This window comes from Afifella marina DSM 2698 (genome assembly GCF_900102695.1).
Taxonomy (GTDB): Bacteria; Pseudomonadota; Alphaproteobacteria; order Rhizobiales; family Afifellaceae; genus Afifella; species Afifella marina.
Genome location: NZ_FMVW01000007.1, coordinates 110,969 through 127,570, shown reverse-complemented (window position 1 = coordinate 127,570; position 16,602 = coordinate 110,969). Strand labels below are relative to the sequence as shown.

Annotated in this window: 16 protein-coding genes and 1 tRNA gene; 8 read left to right on the top strand and 9 right to left on the bottom strand. The window is 63.4% G+C overall.

Translation table 11 applies throughout. From position 1 onward, the window contains the following. Complete coding sequence (gene recF / locus BLP76_RS14365) at positions 1-1,146, top strand: DNA replication/repair protein RecF (RefSeq protein ID WP_092814719.1); 1,146 nt, start codon at positions 1-3, stop codon at positions 1,144-1,146. Positions 1,147-1,245: 99 nt separating this feature from the next. Continuing rightward, positions 1,246-3,681 carry a DNA topoisomerase (ATP-hydrolyzing) subunit B gene (gene gyrB / locus BLP76_RS14360; RefSeq protein ID WP_092814716.1) on the top strand — a complete coding sequence of 812 codons (2,436 nt, stop codon included), beginning with the start codon at positions 1,246-1,248 and terminating at the stop codon, positions 3,679-3,681. A gap of 64 nt (positions 3,682-3,745) precedes the next feature. Here gyrB and BLP76_RS14355 read toward each other — a convergent pair whose 3' ends face one another. Beyond that, positions 3,746-4,606, bottom strand: coding sequence for an SUMF1/EgtB/PvdO family nonheme iron enzyme (locus BLP76_RS14355; protein WP_092814713.1), 861 nt, complete (start codon positions 4,604-4,606; stop codon positions 3,746-3,748). A gap of 99 nt (positions 4,607-4,705) precedes the next feature. After that, positions 4,706-5,830: a copper-containing nitrite reductase gene (gene nirK / locus BLP76_RS14350; protein WP_092814710.1), complete on the bottom strand. Its 1,125-nt coding sequence runs from the start codon at positions 5,828-5,830 to the stop codon at positions 4,706-4,708. A 334-nt stretch (positions 5,831-6,164) separates the two neighbouring features. Here nirK and BLP76_RS14345 point away from each other — a divergent pair, with 334 nt between their 5' ends. The 4 genes from BLP76_RS14345 to BLP76_RS14330 all read left to right on the top strand — a co-directional run bounded on the left by BLP76_RS14345 (position 6,165) and on the right by BLP76_RS14330 (position 9,715). Continuing rightward, positions 6,165-6,980, top strand: a complete 816-nt coding sequence (locus tag BLP76_RS14345) for an APH(3')-I family aminoglycoside O-phosphotransferase (protein ID WP_092814707.1) — start codon at positions 6,165-6,167, stop codon at positions 6,978-6,980. Positions 6,981-7,115: 135 nt separating this feature from the next. After that, on the top strand, positions 7,116-7,358 hold the full coding sequence (locus tag BLP76_RS14340) for a DUF2249 domain-containing protein (protein WP_092814704.1): 243 nt from the start codon (positions 7,116-7,118) through the stop codon (positions 7,356-7,358). A 10-nt stretch (positions 7,359-7,368) separates the two neighbouring features. Then, a complete protein-coding gene (locus BLP76_RS14335; protein ID WP_092814701.1) occupies positions 7,369-8,577 on the top strand; it encodes an NnrS family protein in 1,209 nt (402 codons plus the stop codon). Positions 8,578-8,806: 229 nt separating this feature from the next. Next, a complete protein-coding gene (locus BLP76_RS14330; RefSeq protein ID WP_244514592.1) occupies positions 8,807-9,715 on the top strand; it encodes an MBL fold metallo-hydrolase in 909 nt (302 codons plus the stop codon). Between the two features lie 78 nt (positions 9,716-9,793). Here BLP76_RS14330 and BLP76_RS14325 read toward each other — a convergent pair whose 3' ends face one another. The 4 genes from BLP76_RS14325 to BLP76_RS14310 all read right to left on the bottom strand — a co-directional run bounded on the left by BLP76_RS14325 (position 9,794) and on the right by BLP76_RS14310 (position 12,549). After that, positions 9,794-10,909 (bottom strand): class II histone deacetylase, encoded by a 1,116-nt coding sequence (locus BLP76_RS14325; RefSeq protein WP_092814696.1) that lies wholly within the window; start codon positions 10,907-10,909, stop codon positions 9,794-9,796. Positions 10,910-10,987: 78 nt separating this feature from the next. Continuing rightward, positions 10,988-11,401 (bottom strand): alternative ribosome rescue aminoacyl-tRNA hydrolase ArfB, encoded by a 414-nt coding sequence (gene arfB / locus BLP76_RS14320; protein ID WP_092814693.1) that lies wholly within the window; start codon positions 11,399-11,401, stop codon positions 10,988-10,990. Positions 11,402-11,483: 82 nt separating this feature from the next. Beyond that, positions 11,484-11,834, bottom strand: a complete 351-nt coding sequence (locus BLP76_RS14315) for a carboxymuconolactone decarboxylase family protein (protein WP_092814690.1) — start codon at positions 11,832-11,834, stop codon at positions 11,484-11,486. A gap of 94 nt (positions 11,835-11,928) precedes the next feature. Beyond that, positions 11,929-12,549 carry a class I SAM-dependent DNA methyltransferase gene (locus tag BLP76_RS14310; RefSeq protein ID WP_092814687.1) on the bottom strand — a complete coding sequence of 207 codons (621 nt, stop codon included), beginning with the start codon at positions 12,547-12,549 and terminating at the stop codon, positions 11,929-11,931. A gap of 359 nt (positions 12,550-12,908) precedes the next feature. On the opposite strand from BLP76_RS14310, the gene BLP76_RS14305 reads away from it, so the two are divergent. Then, a tRNA-Arg gene (locus tag BLP76_RS14305) sits at positions 12,909-12,985 on the top strand. A gap of 89 nt (positions 12,986-13,074) precedes the next feature. Here the strand turns inward: BLP76_RS14305 and BLP76_RS14300 are convergent. From BLP76_RS14300 to BLP76_RS14290, 3 genes are all read right to left on the bottom strand, one after another. Further along, positions 13,075-13,398, bottom strand: coding sequence for a hypothetical protein (locus tag BLP76_RS14300; protein ID WP_139163754.1), 324 nt, complete (start codon positions 13,396-13,398; stop codon positions 13,075-13,077). Between the two features lie 172 nt (positions 13,399-13,570). Further along, entirely contained in the window at positions 13,571-15,682 is a 2,112-nt protein-coding gene (locus BLP76_RS14295; protein WP_092814681.1) for a KAP family NTPase, read from the bottom strand. A 16-nt stretch (positions 15,683-15,698) separates the two neighbouring features. Beyond that, a complete protein-coding gene (locus tag BLP76_RS14290; protein WP_092814678.1) occupies positions 15,699-15,920 on the bottom strand; it encodes a hypothetical protein in 222 nt (73 codons plus the stop codon). 166 nt (positions 15,921-16,086) lie between these two features. On the opposite strand from BLP76_RS14290, the gene BLP76_RS14285 reads away from it, so the two are divergent. Beyond that, complete coding sequence (locus BLP76_RS14285) at positions 16,087-16,461, top strand: helix-turn-helix transcriptional regulator (RefSeq protein ID WP_092814675.1); 375 nt, start codon at positions 16,087-16,089, stop codon at positions 16,459-16,461. Positions 16,462-16,602 lie beyond the last annotated feature (141 nt).

The following is a 16,602-nucleotide window of genomic DNA, read 5'->3' as shown; positions in this document are numbered from 1 at the left end:
ATGATCGCGGCACCTGCGGCTTGTCAGCAGGTCACGCTCGCTTCCCTGAAGCTGACGGACTTTCGCAATTATAAGGCGGTCGCCTGCGACCTCCGGCCGGGGCTCGTCGTTCTCACCGGCCGCAACGGTTCCGGCAAGACCAACCTCCTGGAAGCCGTGTCCTTCCTGTCGCCCGGCCGCGGCCTGAGGCGTGCAAAACTCGGCTCGGTCGCCCGCACCGATGGTGCCGGGGGCTGGGCGGTTGCGGCCGATATCGCTGCCGGCGAGGAGGTTAGGCGCGTCGGTACCGGGCTGCGGTCGGCGGAAGAGGCAAGCCGCGAAGTGCGCGTCGACGGGGCGACGGCCCCCTCTTCGGAAGCCTTGTCGGAATATTGCCGGGTGCTTTGGCTGACGCCGGCCATGGACGGGCTCTTCACCGGCGCGCCGGGAGACCGAAGGCGGTTTCTCGACCGGCTGACGCTCGCCATCGATCCGGGGCACGGGGCGCGGGTGCGCGCCTTCGACCGGCTCATCTCAAGCCGCAACCGCCTGCTTGAGGACGATGCCGGGCCGCGCTGGCTTTCGGCCGTTGAGACGGAGCTCGCCGAGGCGGCGCTTGCCGTATCGCTCGCCCGCCAGGAAACGGTGGCGCTCCTTGCCGGGCTGATCGCCTCTCATGGCGAGACCTCGGCCTTTCCCTCCGCCGGGCTTGCGCTTGAGGGCGATTTCGAGGCGGGGCTGGTTGTGGGCCGTTCGGCAAGCGAGGCGGAGGAGGCCTACCGCGCCGCGCTCGCCTCTGAGAGGGGGCGCGACCGCGCCGCCAAGCGAACCCTTTCCGGACCGCATCGCTCCGATCTCGCCGTCACCTTTGCCGCCAAGAATGCGCCGGCTGCACTTTCCTCCACCGGCGAACAGAAGGCGTTGCTTCTTGCCATCATCCTGGCGGAGGCGGAGCTCGTTGCCCGCGTTGCGGGGATGACGCCCATTCTGCTCCTGGACGAGGTGGCCGCCCATCTCGACGAGGGACGGCGGGCGGCGCTTCTCGCCCGGCTCGAGGCGCTCGGCGGGCAGAGTTTCCTCACCGGCACCGACAAGGCGCTCTTTTCCGCCGTCAATGACAGCGGTCAGTTCATCGAGGTTGTCGACGGGCGGCTTTTGGGCGCTTAAGAGAGGAAAGCGAAAAGCATGGCGCACCACCTTCATTGGCGTTGCCACAATCCCCATCTATAAGGGGAAAACTCATCTCTCTAGCCGATTCGGAAGCCTATGACGGACACACCCGAGACGCCACGCATTAGCCTCCCGTCAGATTACGGGGCAGGCTCCATCAAGGTCCTGAAGGGCCTCGATGCCGTGCGCAAGCGACCCGGCATGTATATCGGCGATACCGATGATGGCTCGGGCCTGCACCATATGGTCTACGAGGTCGTCGATAACGCCATCGACGAAGCGCTGGCGGGCTGGGCCTCCGAAGTGTCGGTCACGCTCAATTCCGACGGCTCCGTCACGGTGATGGACAACGGCCGCGGCATTCCGACCGATCTGCATCCCGAAGAGGGCGTGTCGGCTGCCGAAGTGATCATGACGCAGCTGCATGCCGGCGGGAAGTTCGACCAGAATTCCTATAAGGTTTCCGGCGGTCTGCACGGCGTCGGCGTCTCCGTCGTCAATGCGCTCTCCTCCTGGCTCAAGCTCAAGATCTGGCGCGACGGCAAAATCAACGAGATGCGGTTCGTGCACGGTGTCGCCGAGCAGCCGCTCGCGGTGATCGGCGATGCGGGCGATATGACCGGCACCGAAGTCACCTTCATGCCTTCGACCGAAACATTCACGATGACGGAGTTCGACTTCGACACCTTGGAGCGCCGCCTGCGCGAGCTCGCTTTCTTGAATTCGGGCGTGAAGATCCGTCTCACCGATCGCCGTCATGCGGATGTGCGCGAGGAGCTTCTGGAATATGAAGGCGGCCTTGAAGCTTTCGTGCGCTATGTCGACCGGTCGAAGAAGCCGCTGATGCCGGCACCGATCACCGTCTATCACGAACGCGACGGGATCACCGTCGAGGCGGCTCTGTGGTGGAACGACAGCTACCACGAGACGGTGCTTCTCTTTACGAACAACATCCCGCAGCGCGACGGCGGCACGCATCTCGCCGGCTTCCGCGGGGCGCTGACGCGGCAGGTTTCCGCCTATGCGGAGAGTTCCGGCATCGTCAAACGCGAGAAGGTGTCCCTGACCGGCGACGATTGCCGCGAAGGGCTTTCCTGCGTCCTGTCCGTCAAGGTGCCCGATCCGAAGTTTTCCTCGCAGACCAAGGACAAGCTCGTCTCCTCCGAAGTGCGGCCGGTGGTGGAATCGGTCATCAACGAGGCGCTCTCCACCTGGTTCGAGGAGCATCCGGCGGAAGCCAAGATCGTCGTCAGCAAGGTGGTCGAAGCCGCCGCTGCGCGCGAGGCAGCCAGAAAGGCGCGCGATCTCACCCGCCGCAAAGGCGCGCTCGACATTTCCTCGCTGCCCGGCAAGCTCAAGGATTGTTCGGAGCGCGATCCCTCCAAATCGGAAATCTTCATCGTTGAGGGTGATTCGGCCGGCGGGTCGGCGCAGATGGGCCGCGATCGCGGCTATCAGGCCGTTCTGCCGCTTCGAGGCAAGATCCTCAATGTCGAGCGCGCGCGCTTCGACAAGATGCTCTCCTCCGATCAGATCGGCACCTTGATCACGGCGCTTGGCACCGGCATCGGCAAGGAAGAATTCAACCCCGACAAGCTGCGCTACCACACCATCGTCATCATGACGGATGCCGATGTCGACGGCGCGCATATTCGTACGCTGCTTCTGACCTTCTTCTACCGGCAGATGCGCGAGCTGATCGACCGCGGGCACATCTTCATCGCGCAGCCGCCGCTCTACAAGGTGACGCGCAACCGTTCCGAGCAGTATCTGAAGGACGAGCGGGCGCTTGAAGATTACCTGATCCGCGGCGGTCTGGACGAAACGGTTCTGACGCTGGCGCACGGCGAAGAGCGGGCGCTCGAGGATCTGCGCGCCATCATCGACGAGGCGCGGGGCCTGCGTACCGCACTCGATCGGCTGCATTCGCGCTACAATCGTGCCGTCGTGGAGCAGGCAGCGCTTGCCGGCGCCCTCGATGCGGAGCGCATGGCGGTGCCGGCGGAGGCGTTGCAGATCGCCGCCAAGACGGCCGAACGCCTCGATCGCATGGCCGACGAGACGGAAAAGGGCTGGCAGGGCGAGATCCGCGACGGCGGCGTGCTCCTGCAGCGCACCTTGCGCGGCGTGACCGAGGTCGTGCGCCTCGATTCGGGGCTCATCGGATCGGCCGATGCGAAGTCGATCAATCATCATGCTCAGTCGCTGATGTCGGTTTTTGATGAGCCGGCAAGGCTGCGGCGCAAAGAGGTCGACAGCACGGTGTTCGGGCCGATGCAGCTTCTGGAGGGCGTCTTCGCCGTCGGGCGAAAGGGCATCACGCTGCAGCGCTATAAAGGGCTCGGCGAGATGAACCCCGATCAGCTTTGGGAGACGACGCTCGATCCGGAAAGCCGCTCGCTTCTGCAGGTTTCGGTCAAGGACGCGGACGCGGCCGAGATGATCTTCTCAGGGCTGATGGGCGACGATGTCGAACCGCGGCGCGAGTTCATTCAGACGAATGCGCTGCAGGTGGCCAATCTCGACGTTTGAGGCTCGGTCCATCGATTGACGCGCCCCTGTGCATTGCCGGGGCGAGGCGCATCTGCCGCTCGTTTCAGAAGCCGAAGACTTCGCCGATGCGTCCGAAGAAGCCTTTGTCTTCGCGCACCAGCCGGATGCCGAGATTGGCGGGCGGGATGCCGACCGAGCAGGCGCCGGCCGATGGGTCGCGCACGAAGCTCGTTAGATAGGCGCGGTGTTCGCCTTCGGCGATGCGCACGCCGCAGCTTTCATGGCTTTTCGACGCGCCGGTTTCGTCGAGCCGGTGGCGCGTGAAACAGGTCGACGTCCATTCCCAGACATTGCCTGAGACATCCAAGAGGCCGTTCTCGTTTTCGCCGAAGCTGCCGATGGGGCGCGGTTCGGCCTCGACCTTGCGGGCGCGCGCGGCCTCCGCGTCATAGCTTGCAAGCCAGCGTTCCGCCGGATTGTCCGTATCGGTCGTGACGCCGAGTCCATCGTCGTGAAAGCGCGAGCCGGCTGCGATCGCCCATTCCTCGTCCGACGGCAGGCGGTAATGGTCGCCGGTCGCCTCCGACAGATAGGCGGCGTAGGCCATTGCATCGTCGTAACTGACGCCGACGAGGGGGAGCGCCGCGTCTCCCGCCTCGTCCAGCGCCCGGCAGGCGCCCGCGGCGACGCAAGCGGAATATTCGCCGCGCGTTACCTGCCGTTTCATGATGAAGAAGGCGCGCTCTGGTCTGATCTTCGCAAGCGGGGGATCGACGGGATGATTGCCGCGGAGAAATTCGCCGGAGGGCCGATAGGCGACTTCCTGGCTCTCGATGCGCACGAATGCGGCATCATCCGTCGTCTCATCCGCGGCAGAGGCGGGCGCGACGAGGGCGGAACCGGAAAAGGCGAGGAGGAGTGCGCCTGAGGCAATGGCGTCGCGAAGCGTCTTATGAAGCTGCATCGTCCCCTCCTCGCTCTTTTGGGGTTAGGCGGCCCGCCGGGGGGCATGGCGGGCCGCTCCGCCGGCCTGTCGGTCAGCGGGAAGGTCGTCGTCGGATCTTCAGGCAGAGATTGGGCCGGGGGCGCTCACCTGCATCATCAGGTCGTTGTCCCAGTCGCCTTCCACCTTCACATGGCCGGTGGCACCGAGCTCCGCCGCCTCGATCAGGTTGTGGTTGACGTAGGCGTAGATGCCGGGCTGGCGGAAGGTGTAGATGGCCGCCGCCGCGCTGCCGCCGCGCACGAACCAGGTCTCCTGATCCTTCTGCGGAGCATTGGCGAATTTGCCGTTCTCCCACACCCAGTCGCCGTGCCCGCCGATGAGATGCGGGCGGCTGTCGCGGTTGGCGCAGGAATGGATGAAGAGCACCGTCTCGCCGACCTTTGCCGTCATGGCGCCTTCGCCGGTCAGCGCACCGACCTTGCCGTTGAAGACGACATGGGTCGGGATGAGGCCGCGCATCACGTCGAGCGTATCGGAATAGGATTCGCCGGGGCTGTCATAGGTCCTGTAGTTCCCGTCCTCGTCCCGGGGGATGTAGAGATCGAATTCGCCGATCGTGTAGATGCGGTCGTACTTGAGCGGCTTGCCGTCGCCATCCTTGAGGCCGTCGCGCGGCAGAACCAGGACCGCACCGCTCATGCCGGAGACGACGTGCCAGGGCACCATGCCGGTCGGCGCGCAATGGTAGATGAAGACGCCGGGGCGGAAGGCCTTGAAGCGCAGCACCGTCTGCTCGCCCGGATTGATGAGAGTGAGGCCGCCGCCGCCGAGCGCGCCCGTGGAGGCGTGGAAATCGATGTTGTGCGGCATCGTGTTGGTTTCCGGATTGACGAGGGTCAGCTCCAGATAATCGCCTTCATGCACCACCATCGTCGGTCCGGGCATCGAGCCTTCGTAGGTCATGGCCTGGAATTCGGTGCCCTGGTCGTCGACGACGACCTTCTTCTCCTGCACCGTCATCTTGAATTCGACGATCTTGGGTCCGCCCTTGGCCACCTGGTCATGCGCCATGACATGCGGCGGCGTGACGAGCTTGCCCTTCACGCGCGGTAGATCGCCGACCGTGGTCGCGGGGGTGAGGCCGTCGGAGGCCTTCTCGGTGGCACGGGCAGGAGCGCTCGCCAGAAAGGCGGCTGTGGCAGCACTGGCGGCACCCATCAATGCGGAGCGGCGGGTGATCATCGATCTCGTCCTTTTTCTCGATCTCGTTCGATGACGGGAATGAACACCCGATCGCGGAAAGCGTTTTTGCGGAAAAGCAAAGAACGGAACGGTGGCCTATTTGGCGTGGTGCGGCATTCTGTCAGTAACGGCACGGAGGTCGTCTGCGACATTCTGTCAAAAACTGCTGTGGAGGCCGCCGATTTCTTGGCTTGGTGGGTTGCGGCAGCGTGCTGCGGTGGTTCGGAAAGACGTGACAGATCGGCTTCGGGCGCGGCGTCCTGCCCTGCGAGGTTCGCAGCAAAGGCCGCATTCGTGACCTATGGAAAGCGCCTCCTTGCGGAGGGGGTTATGGATGAGCGATGTGGATCGAGAAGAGGCGTGTGAGCCGGCTCCGGTGCCCGGCCATATGTCCGCCGACCTGGCGGGCTATCGGTGGATGCGCGACAGGGTCGGTCAGTCGGGCGGTTCTGTCTTTCGACTGCATGGCAAACTGAATGGCCCGGACGCGTTTTTGAAGCATGGCCAAGATGCCCTCGCGGATGATCTGAGCGATGAAATGGTGAGATTGCGCTGGCTCGCCGGATACATATCGGTGCCGGCGCTCATCAGTTTCACGCGTACGTCGGATGAGGCATGGCTTGTGACGACGGCCATCCCCGGGAAGACTGCCTATCAGGTGTTGGAGGCCGATCCCGCGGCGGGCCTCGCCATTGTCGACGCGCTGGCGGTGTTCTTGCGCCGGCTGCATGCGATCCCAGTGTGCGCCTGCCCCTTCACGAGCGATCACGTTTACAGCCTCGCCCGTGCGCGAGAGCGCCTCGATGCGGGCCTGGTCGATGTCGAGGATTTCGATGACGAGCGGAAAGGATGGACGGCAGAACAGGTGTGGGAGGAGATGCATCGCCTGTTGCCATTTGCGCCGGATGTGGTCGTCACGCATGGCGACTTTTCTCTCGACAACCTCTCGATCCTCGATGGTGAGGTGACGGGGTGCATCGATGTCGGGAAAGCCGGTATCGCGGATCGATACCAGGACCTTGCCATCATGTGGAACTGTCTTGGGGATTTCGACCGTTCGCTTCAGGAGCGGTTTCTCCGGCAATACGGCGTCGTCGATGTCGATTGGCAAAGGCTGCAATTCCACCTCATGCTGGATGAGTTTTTCTAAGGCAGAGAGACGGCCAGATGGGTGTTTCGTCCCTTCGCAGAGGAAGCCTCGCGTCCCTTGTTTGTGGTGGCGCAACGAGTGATGACAGCCGCCGGCTTAGTCTTCGGGTCTCTTTTGAAACGTGGAGGGTGAGTGATGACCGTTTCTGCCGCCGAGGATCGGCTCGTCGATTTGCGCGAGGTCACGAAACCGATGCGGCGCGTCGCCTTCTTTGCCGCCTTCGATGAGCTTCAGACGGGCGAGGCCCTGCTCATCGTCAACGATCACGATCCGATGGGACTGTTTCATTATCTGCAGATCGCCATCCCGGGCGATTTCACCTGGGATTATGTCGTGCGCGGCCCGGATGAATGGCGCGTCAGGATCGGTCGGATCTGAGGCTTGAGCGATGTCTGCGCTTTCTGCCGCGGCCGCCGCGGATCCCGGCCGCCGGAGCGGCTGGTTTTTCGCCACCCCCTTCCGCCCGTTCTTCATCGGCGCCTCGCTGTTCGCCGCGTCGGCCGTGCCCGTCTGGCTTTGGCTCTATCTGGTTGAGCCCGTCGAGGTTGCCGGCATGCCGGCGCTCGAATGGCACGCGCATGAGATGGTGTTCGGCTATCTGCCCGCCGTGATGGCGGGTTATCTTCTCTCACTCGCCGCCAAGGGCACGGGCGAGAGCGCTTTGCCGGAGCGGTCGCTCGCGCTTCTTTTCGTCCTTTGGACCGCCGGCCGCCTTCTGCCGCTCGTCGTGCCGTTTGCGATCGGAACGGCGGTCGATATTCTCTTTCCTCTCGCCGTTGCGGGCCTGCTTCTGCAGCTATCGCGCCTTCCGGGCGGCAGACAGTCGAAGCACGGGCTTGTGCTCTTCCCGCTTCTTGCCGGGGCCTCGCTGGCGCACCGTGTCTTCGCTTTCGGTGATGGGCCTCTCGATTACGAGATGACGGCACTTCTCTCCCGCCTCGGCATCGCCGTCGGCGCCCTCCTCATCGGGGCCGTCGGAGGGCGGCTCGTGCCCGAGTTCACGCGTCTTGCCCTTGGGGAGGAAGCGGGCGGGCGCGTGCCGGAGCCTTATCGGCGCTTCGATCTGATCGCGCTTTTGTCGCTCTCCGCCGGTCTTGTCGCCTGGGTGCTCGTGCCGTCGCATCCGCTCACGTTCGTGCTGGCGGGGAGTGCGGGTCTCATCAACCTTGCACGTCTCGTGCGCTGGCGCGGCTTCCTCCTCGGTGATCTGCCAACGCTTGCTCTTCACGGCGGCTATCTTTGGTTGATTGTCGGGCTTTGCCTCGCCGCACTTGCCGCATCGCCTGCCTCTCTTGTGCCCGCCGATGCGGCGCTGCATGCGCTCTCTGCCGGGGCGATCGGCACGATGACGCTTGCCGTGATGGCGCGGCTTGCGGTTTCGGCTGAGGCGGGGAGACCGGCCGGGAAGGCGGTGCGCCTCGCCATTGTTCTCGTCCATGCTGGCGCCCTTCTGCGGGTTGCGGCGCCGCTCGACGTCGATCTCTACCGTCCGCTCCTGGTGGGCGGCGGGACGTTTTGGTCGTCCGCCTTTTTTCTCTTTTTCGTCGTCCAGATAACACCGCTCTTCGCGGGACGTGGCCGCATCCGCGGAACCTGAAAAGCCTCTCGCCTCACAGCGATTTGTCCCAGGCGCGTTGCCGCCGACCTGACAAGCGCCGTCTGCCTCCTAGTTTTGGTTAGGAGACTTGACCGTGAGGGAGGTTCGTATGCATCTCGACAGGAGATCACTTTTTCTCACCCTGGCCGCCGGGACAGCCGGCGCGGCCGCCCTGACGCGCGGCATTGGCAGAGCCGATGCGCAAAGCGCATCTGAAGGAAATCAAGAGATGGCCGGAATGCCGGCGGCACCGGACGAGCAGCTTCCGAGCGCCTATCGCTATCAGCTTGGCGATTTTCTCGTCACGCAGCTCTCCGACGGTATGGCGGAACGCCCGCTTCAGGACGGTTTCGTCGTCAATGCGGGGCTTGAGGACGTGCAGGCGGCGTTGCGCGAGGCGTTTCTGCCGGAGGACAAGCTCTTCATCCCGTTCACGCCGCTTACATTGCGGACGGGCGACGATCTCATCCTCTTCGATACCGGCTTCGGGGAGAAAGGCCCGCCCACGGCCGGCCAGTTGAAACGGGGCATGGCGGCGGCCGGCATGGCGCCGGAAGACGTCACCAAGGTGGTGATCAGCCATTTCCACGGCGATCACATCATGGGGCTCACCAGCAAGGACGGCGCGCCGATCTATCCGAACGCCGAAGTCTTCGTGCCGGAGCCGGAATATGCCTATTGGATGAGCGACGACAACAAGGCGAATGCCCCGGAAGGGCGGCGCGGGAATTTCGATCTCGCGCAACAGATTTTCGGCACGCTCGATGATCGCCTGACGCAGTTTTCCTGGGACGAGGAGTTTTCTCCCGGCATCACCGCGATCGACGCCCATGGCCATACGCCGGGCCACACCGTCTTCGCCATCGCCTCGGGCGACGAGAAGATGATGTTCCTGTCCGATACGACCAACCATCCGGCGCTCTTCGTCACCCATCCGGACTGGTCGGCCGTCTTCGATCAGGATGCCGATGCGGCGCGGGAGACGCGCCACCGCATCCTCGACATGGTGGCCGAGGAGCGCATGCGCATCGCTTCTTACCATTTCCCATTCCCGGCGACCGGGCATATCGGCAAGGACGGCGACGGCTATCGCTTTGTGCCGGCGCAATGGATGCCGGTCTTGAAGGGCGTGAGCTAACGCGTCCTTGATCTGTGCAGGGGTGCCAAAACCTCCCGCCCTGGGCGAGAGGTTTTCTCCTGAGCGGAGGGGTGGGCGCTAAAAGCCTAGAAAGCCGGCCATTTCGTTGATCAGGACGCGCTGGAACGCCTGGGTGCGCGGCGAGGGCTGCTGACCTGAAATGCGCTCCTCCAGCGGATCCGGCGCATGGATCTCAGAGCGCGACAGCGTCTCGATGACCTGGTGTCCGCAGAAGGGCACATGCAGCTCCGAATAGCCGCCTTCATGGACGACGACGAGGCGGCTGCCGCAGAGTTCGAGCGCCCTTTCCATCAGAGTTCGTGTCATCTGGCGGAAGGTCGAGGCCGAGGTCAGCATGCGTCCGAGCGGGTCGACGCCGGAGGAATCAAAGCCGCAGGCGACGATGATCGCATCCGGACGAAACCGGGTGAGGGCCGGGCTCACGATCTTTTCGAAGGCATAGAAATAGGCGTCGTGGCCGCCGCCCGGCAGAAGCGGGACGTTGATGTTGTAGCCTTCGCCGGCCCCTTCGCCGCGGGCCTCGATCCGGCCGGAGCCCGGCGGGTAATTGTTTTCCTGGTGGAGCGAAATCGTCAGGACGTCGCTGCGGTCGTAAAAGATCGCCTCGGTGCCGTTGCCGTGATGCACGTCCCAATCGACGACGGCGATGCGCTCCGCCCGCCGCTCGGCAAAGGCCGCCTCTATGGCGATGGCGATATTGGCAAGAAGACAAAAGCCCATTGGCCGGTCGGGCAGGCAATGATGTCCGGGCGGGCGCGACAGCGCATAGGCGTTGACCATTTCCTCGCCGAGGACGGCACGAAGCGCTTCCGTTGCAAGGCCTGCCGACAGGGCCGCGATCTCGTAACCGCCCGGCCCGAAGGGCGTGCGTTGACCGAGCTCGCCGCCGCCCGCGTCGGAGAGCTGTTTGAATTCGCGAAGGTAATGTTCGGGATGGACGCGCCGGAGCATCTCGTCCGTCGCCGGTGCGGCAGAGCGCTGATCGAGCTCGGCGATGAGGCCGGTGCGCTCCAAGAGGTTCTTGAGCCGCCGTTTGCTCTCCGGGCTTTCCGGTAGCCCGTTCATGGGCTGAACCAGCCCGCCGGCCGGCACCATGAAGGCGTAATTGCCGCCACCGTGCCAGAAACAGGCCTCGTCGCTGAAGAAGCCGGTATGTCTCAGTCCATCGCTCATCCGATATGGCTAGACTGCCTGTTCTTGTCTCACAAGCAAAGAGAAGGCGAGCCGGGCATTTCGCCGGGGCTTACCTTCTCACCATTCGCCGCGTCTTTCTTTCTTCAGGCTCCCGCGCGCCTTCTTTGCCTTCAAGCGCCGCTCCTTTGAGGCGCGGGTCGGTCGCGTCGGCCGGCGCTTCTTGGGTGCCGTCAGAGCCTGGCGGATGAGCATGACGAGGCGCTTTTCGGCATCCTCGCGGTTCTGCTCCTGGCTGCGGAAGCGTTCCGCGCGGATGACGAGGACGCCGTCCTTGTTCAGGCGGCGGCCGGCAAGGCCGGTGACGCGCTGCTTCACGTCCGGCGGCAGGCTCTGCGAGGCGGCGAGCGCAAAGCGCAGCTCCACCGCGCTTGCCACCTTGTTGACGTTCTGCCCGCCGGGGCCGGACGCCTGGACGAAGCGCTCTTCGATTTCGTCTTCGGCAAGCGCGATGTTGGTGGAAATGCGGATCATGCTCAAAGATCGCGGCCGGTTCTGTTCTTCTCAATCATCAAATGGCTTCGTCAGGCCGCCCGCCACCTTCCACGATTGCGCCTCAGCCGTGGTCTTGCAGAAAGGCGTCGAAGGCTCTGAGGGCCGCACCTCCATAGACCACCGAGGGGCCGCCGCCCATATGGATGGCGGTGCCGATCGCCTCGGCCACCTCCGCGCGCGTGGCGCCGCAATCGGCCACGGCTTTGGCATGGTAGGCGATGCAGCCGTCGCAGCGCACGGAGACGGCGATCGCGAGCGAAATGAGCTCTTTGATCTTCGGCGACAGGGCGGCCTCCTCGGAGGCGGCTTCGCCGAGCGCGCCGAAGGCCTGCATCAGATCGGGAATGGCGCCTTGCAGAAGCTCGATGCCGTCGGTGACCTCCTGCAGGGTTTCCGGGAAGTTCTCGCTCATCGCTCTGCTCCTTTTCCTGCGGCTCTCGCACGGCGATGCTATCGCGGCTTCCGAGGGCGGAGCGTGACACGTATTGACGCGCTTCGGGGCTCGATCACGCGGCAGACAGCAGGCACAGCCGGCAGCGATAGCCCTCGCGTTCGTGATAGGGCGCGTCGATGAGCCCGTTGATGCGCAGATGCCCGTTCGCCTCGAAGCGCGTGAGGGCATCGGGATAGGCCTGCGCCTCCCAGACATTTTCGTGCACGGTAATGACGAGCGGTGCGTTCTTCTTCACCACGCGCGCAAGATCGGCGATCGCCTCGGGGCCGACATGGCCGGAGGTGAAGACGCCGACGCTGATCGCCGCATCATAGCTGTCGTCGGCAATTTTCAGGGGCTCTGTCAGATCCGCCACGTCGAGATTGCGGTAGACGTTCTTCTCGGCCGCGACTTCCAGCATGCCCGGCGACAAATCGATGCCGTCGACGGCGCCGAGCCCATGGCGGGAGAGTTCTGCGCCGACGAGGCCCGTGCCGCAGCCGGCATCGAGCACGCGGGCCGTGTCGTCGACGAGGTCGGCAAGGGCCGCGGCCGCAAGTTTCGGCGCGACGTAGCCCATCCCCCGCAATGTGTCGGTGTCGTAGTCTTTGGCCCATGCGGCATAGACATTGCGCGTTTCGTCGCGGTCCCCGGCGAGCGCGTAGACGCGTTTCAGGATCGGATTGTCGCTCACGGCTTTGTGCCTCCCTGCTTCGCTTGAGCAAGAACTAGGCAGATGTAAGCGTGATGGCAAATCGGGGGCGTGGCGGACGGTGGCCCATGGCGCGCCCCTGGGCGCCGCGGCTTAGTTCTTTGGAATCCGGCGGGTCGGCGGCACGGTCACGCCTTCTGCATCGACGCCCCTGGAGGCGGGGCCAGGGGACGGACGATGTGGGGCAGCGAGTGCGGGCGGAAGGCGATGGGAGTGCCGGTGATGAGGCTGAGCGTGAGACGCCGACAAAGGCGGTTCGCGGCCAGCGCCCTCATAAACGCGCAACAGGCGTCGACACGCCGTTGCAGGCCCGCCTTTGATCGGTTACATGGGCGTGAGCTGCACCCGTAGCTCAGCTGGATAGAGCGCTGCCCTCCGAAGGCAGAGGTCACAGGTTCGAATCCTGTCGGGTGCGCCACTTTCTCCCGAAATCCTAAGCGCTTAGTGATGTCGTCTTTGAGGCGGCAGGGGCCGTAGATGGCGCCGGGCGGCAAATAGGCGACACGCTCAGCCCAACAATTCCCGCGCCAGCGCCCGCAGGCCGTGCGGGTCATCCGGCTTGGCACTCTGCCCCTCGGAATCACGCCGCGGCTCTCCTGCGGCCTGGTTGACACTCTCGCGGGCCGATGCTGGCGCCGGCAGCAGCCGCGGCTGATCCTTCAGTGCCGCCACCTCCTGGCGAGGCGCCACGAGCTCGGCGTGCATGGCCTGCAACGCCTGCAACATCGCCTGTTGCCCCTCCTCGACGGGAGGCGTCGCAGACTGTTGCAGTTCGCCCGGCATCTCCTGCGGCTCGGCATAGGCGCGGATCGCCTCAGAGAGATCGATCACCCGCTTCCCGTCGCCCCGGACGGTGCATGACAGGCGGCCGGCATCGATATGACGGTGCACGGTGGCCCGGTGCTTGCCGAACAGAACGTCGCGGCGGGGAGGTTGCGATGATCGTCGATTTTCATGTCCTAGAGCAATGACGCTCGAGGACCTCGTTCACTTGGCTGCATCTTTAGAACACGGTCTCACCGCGCAACACGTTCCTCAGTCGCTGCAGACACTCCGCGAGCCATGGGTCAGCTGGCTCTCGTGGTTCGCCCAGCTTTTCCAGCGTCGTGAAAACTGCGTCGGTATCGATGAGTTTGTTGAGCGAGGTGGGATCGACGCCGTAGCCGGGAGGCACCTTTAGTGCAGCGAATGTGGCTATTGCCTCTAAGCTGTCGAGCTGATCGGTAAAGGCGGAGCGGATCTCGGGGGTCCAATGTTCTGTATTCGCGAGCACATACACTGCTTCCAATGTCGGCACGCGTTTGAGAGCAACACCGCTTATCACAGCCTGCTGGTAGCGGGGTACTTCTCGAGCTAAGAGGTCCTTTGTCTCCTCCAGGGTCAGGATCTCGCCGCCCCTTCCTGTTTTCGAGTGATAGGTCAGGCCATGGGCAAAGAGATTCTTCCGTAGTATCCATGGAACAAGAAGGAGATCCTGCTTCCGAATCAGTGAATGGATTAAGCTCTTGAGGCGTTTCCGTTTCTGAGTATCGCGCGTTGCGGATCGATACAGGACGGCCGCGGCATCGTCTGCAATACTTCCCGACATTGCGGGGCCGCTTGCCCAATCAGTCTTTCGGCGCAAGGCAGAAGACATAGCTGGCCAAAAGACCTTCTCACCCCGCTCAGGAAGCAGATGAAGCAGGTCGTCGATCCTGTCGATCGCTGCCGCTAGCTTACCTTCCTCCATGAGGGTGCGCAGAGCGCGTTCCAACTCGGTAACATCGCCAATATTCCAAAGAGCCTCTATATCGGCGCGTCGAATTGCTCCCGGCGGATTACCTAGGTAGAGCATCCGGACGAGGTTTCGTCGCCTGGACAACTTATCTCCATTGTCCTCTGCTGAACCCTCTCCGAACCGCGGAAATAGGAGTTTGAGTGTCTTCTCGTGAGGCTCGGCAGCCGACCCTAATATGTCGACCACCCCCAGATCCGACTCGTTGTTCATGCTTCGTGCAGCGCGTTTGCTCATCTCCACTTCGGGAGGGTCATTGACTAGTGCGTCAAGATGGTCGGCGATTTTATCGCGCAAACCCGGGGACTTGCTGATGATCCAGCAGTACCCAAGCACATCGTAGGGGCAGATCTCTCCGCTTACTGCCCGCTCAAGCACCGTGAAAGCGCCAACCAAACGTTTGACCTCTCGTGGCGTCTTGATGGCATTGATTATGTGGTTGAACAGAGCGCGCTGACTCTCACTGCGGGGAGGCTCTAACGGGATTCCGTACCCAGAAATGGCAGAATTGAGGAGAGCATGTGCGTCCTCTGAAAACAAAGGGCGGAGCGGGATTGGGTGCTGGATAATCTTCTCAAGGTAACTTTCGCCCGACCTACGGCGTTCGTCGCCTTCCCCTCGACCCAAGGCTTGCACGACCCGCACCGGATCGTAGGCGACCAGGTAGGACACACCCTTGATGTCGCCAATCGCCTTCACCAGTCGCGCTACTGCGCGAACTTCTTCGTCCTCCACTCGGTCCAGCTCGTCGATCAGGACGACCACTGCGCAATCTGCCTCGGCAATCTTCCGCTCCAGCACGACCCGCTCCTCGTCCGGTGTCAGCACCTTCGGCATGACAACAGCATCACGCAATCCTAGTGCTTGAGACTTCCAGACAGCCGTGGCGGCGCCCGCTCCCCCGACAAGATCAATCATCGCAGCAGCGCCTTTGCCGGCGAGGTCGATCGCGCCCCAATAGCGATCGACCTGCTGCATGAGGTCGCCAGCCTTTTCTCCGAGGCTTCGTCCAAGCCCCCCGCGAAGTGCATTGAAGAAGCCGGAGACCAGTTCGTCTCGGCCACTGAATAGCCACGGATTAAACGTCGCAACGACCACGTGCTCGGTCGCCTCAAGATGTCGGGCCAAGAGATTGAGGACGCTTGACTTCCCGAGCCCCCACTGGCCTGTCAGGCCAACAACGTATCCGGTGGATCGGCGACCTATTACCTTGTTGTTGTCATCCAGCTCCTCGATGACAAGGGCTCGTGCCAGATTCTCAACGAAGGGTATTCGATCCAGTCGATCCTCTCTCTCGGATTCAATGGGGCGATCCTGGCGAGCCGCTTCGAGATAAAGCATCGAGAATTCCTAGAATTCACACCTCTATTTTGTCGATCCTTACACTGATCCGATGGCTTGCCTCAATCCGAGAGGAGGTCGACGGCGGCTTCTTCGAACGGGGAGAGGTTGTGGACTCGGGAGCCAGCATCTCCAGCGCATCCGCCATCCCATCGACGCGGCCCGCTACGTAAGCGCAGCCGGCGACGAAGAAGAGGCTGGCGATCATCGCGAGGGTCATCAGGAAGTGTCGCGTCATGCGGCCACCTCGCTGGCGCCGGTGGCCGCTTCCGTAGGCGCGGTGAGCGTGTCCAGCAGCCGCCAGGCGACCGCGTCGGAATCGAAACCCACGCACTGGCAGAGCCAGTCGAGCTGGTACCGTTTCCCTCCGAGATCGAAAAGCGCCTCGCGGCCGTAGTCGCGCCATGAGCCAAATGGCTTCGGCGGATACGCATCTTGGTCAGATCAGCCGGGCGATCGCCACAATCCGGCGTGGTTTTCAAGAGCCCTTGCGGATTGACGATATCGCAAGCTCGGCTGGCATGAGCACATCGTCCCTTCATGCACATTTCAAGTCGATCACGCGGATGACGCCGCTCGAATATCAAAAGCAGCTCCGCCTGCAGGAAGCCCGACGCTTGATGCTGGCGGAGGGGGCAACGGCGGGTGTTGCGGGATTTACGGTCGGCTATGAAAGCCAGTCCCAGTTCAGCCGTGAATATCGCCGGCTCTTCGGCGCTCCCCCGCGCCAGGACATCGAACGCCTGCAGCAGACGGAAAACTTCATCCAGACAGTCTAGAGGAGAAACGGGCGATCTTGCCGCCCCGAGTTCCTCGTCCAAGACAGGGATCTTCGCGGCCTCGCGTGAGAAGAGGATCAAACGCCGGGTATCCACATTGTTCGCTGGCCGAGATCGAGGCGGCGGAGAGGCTGCTCAGGC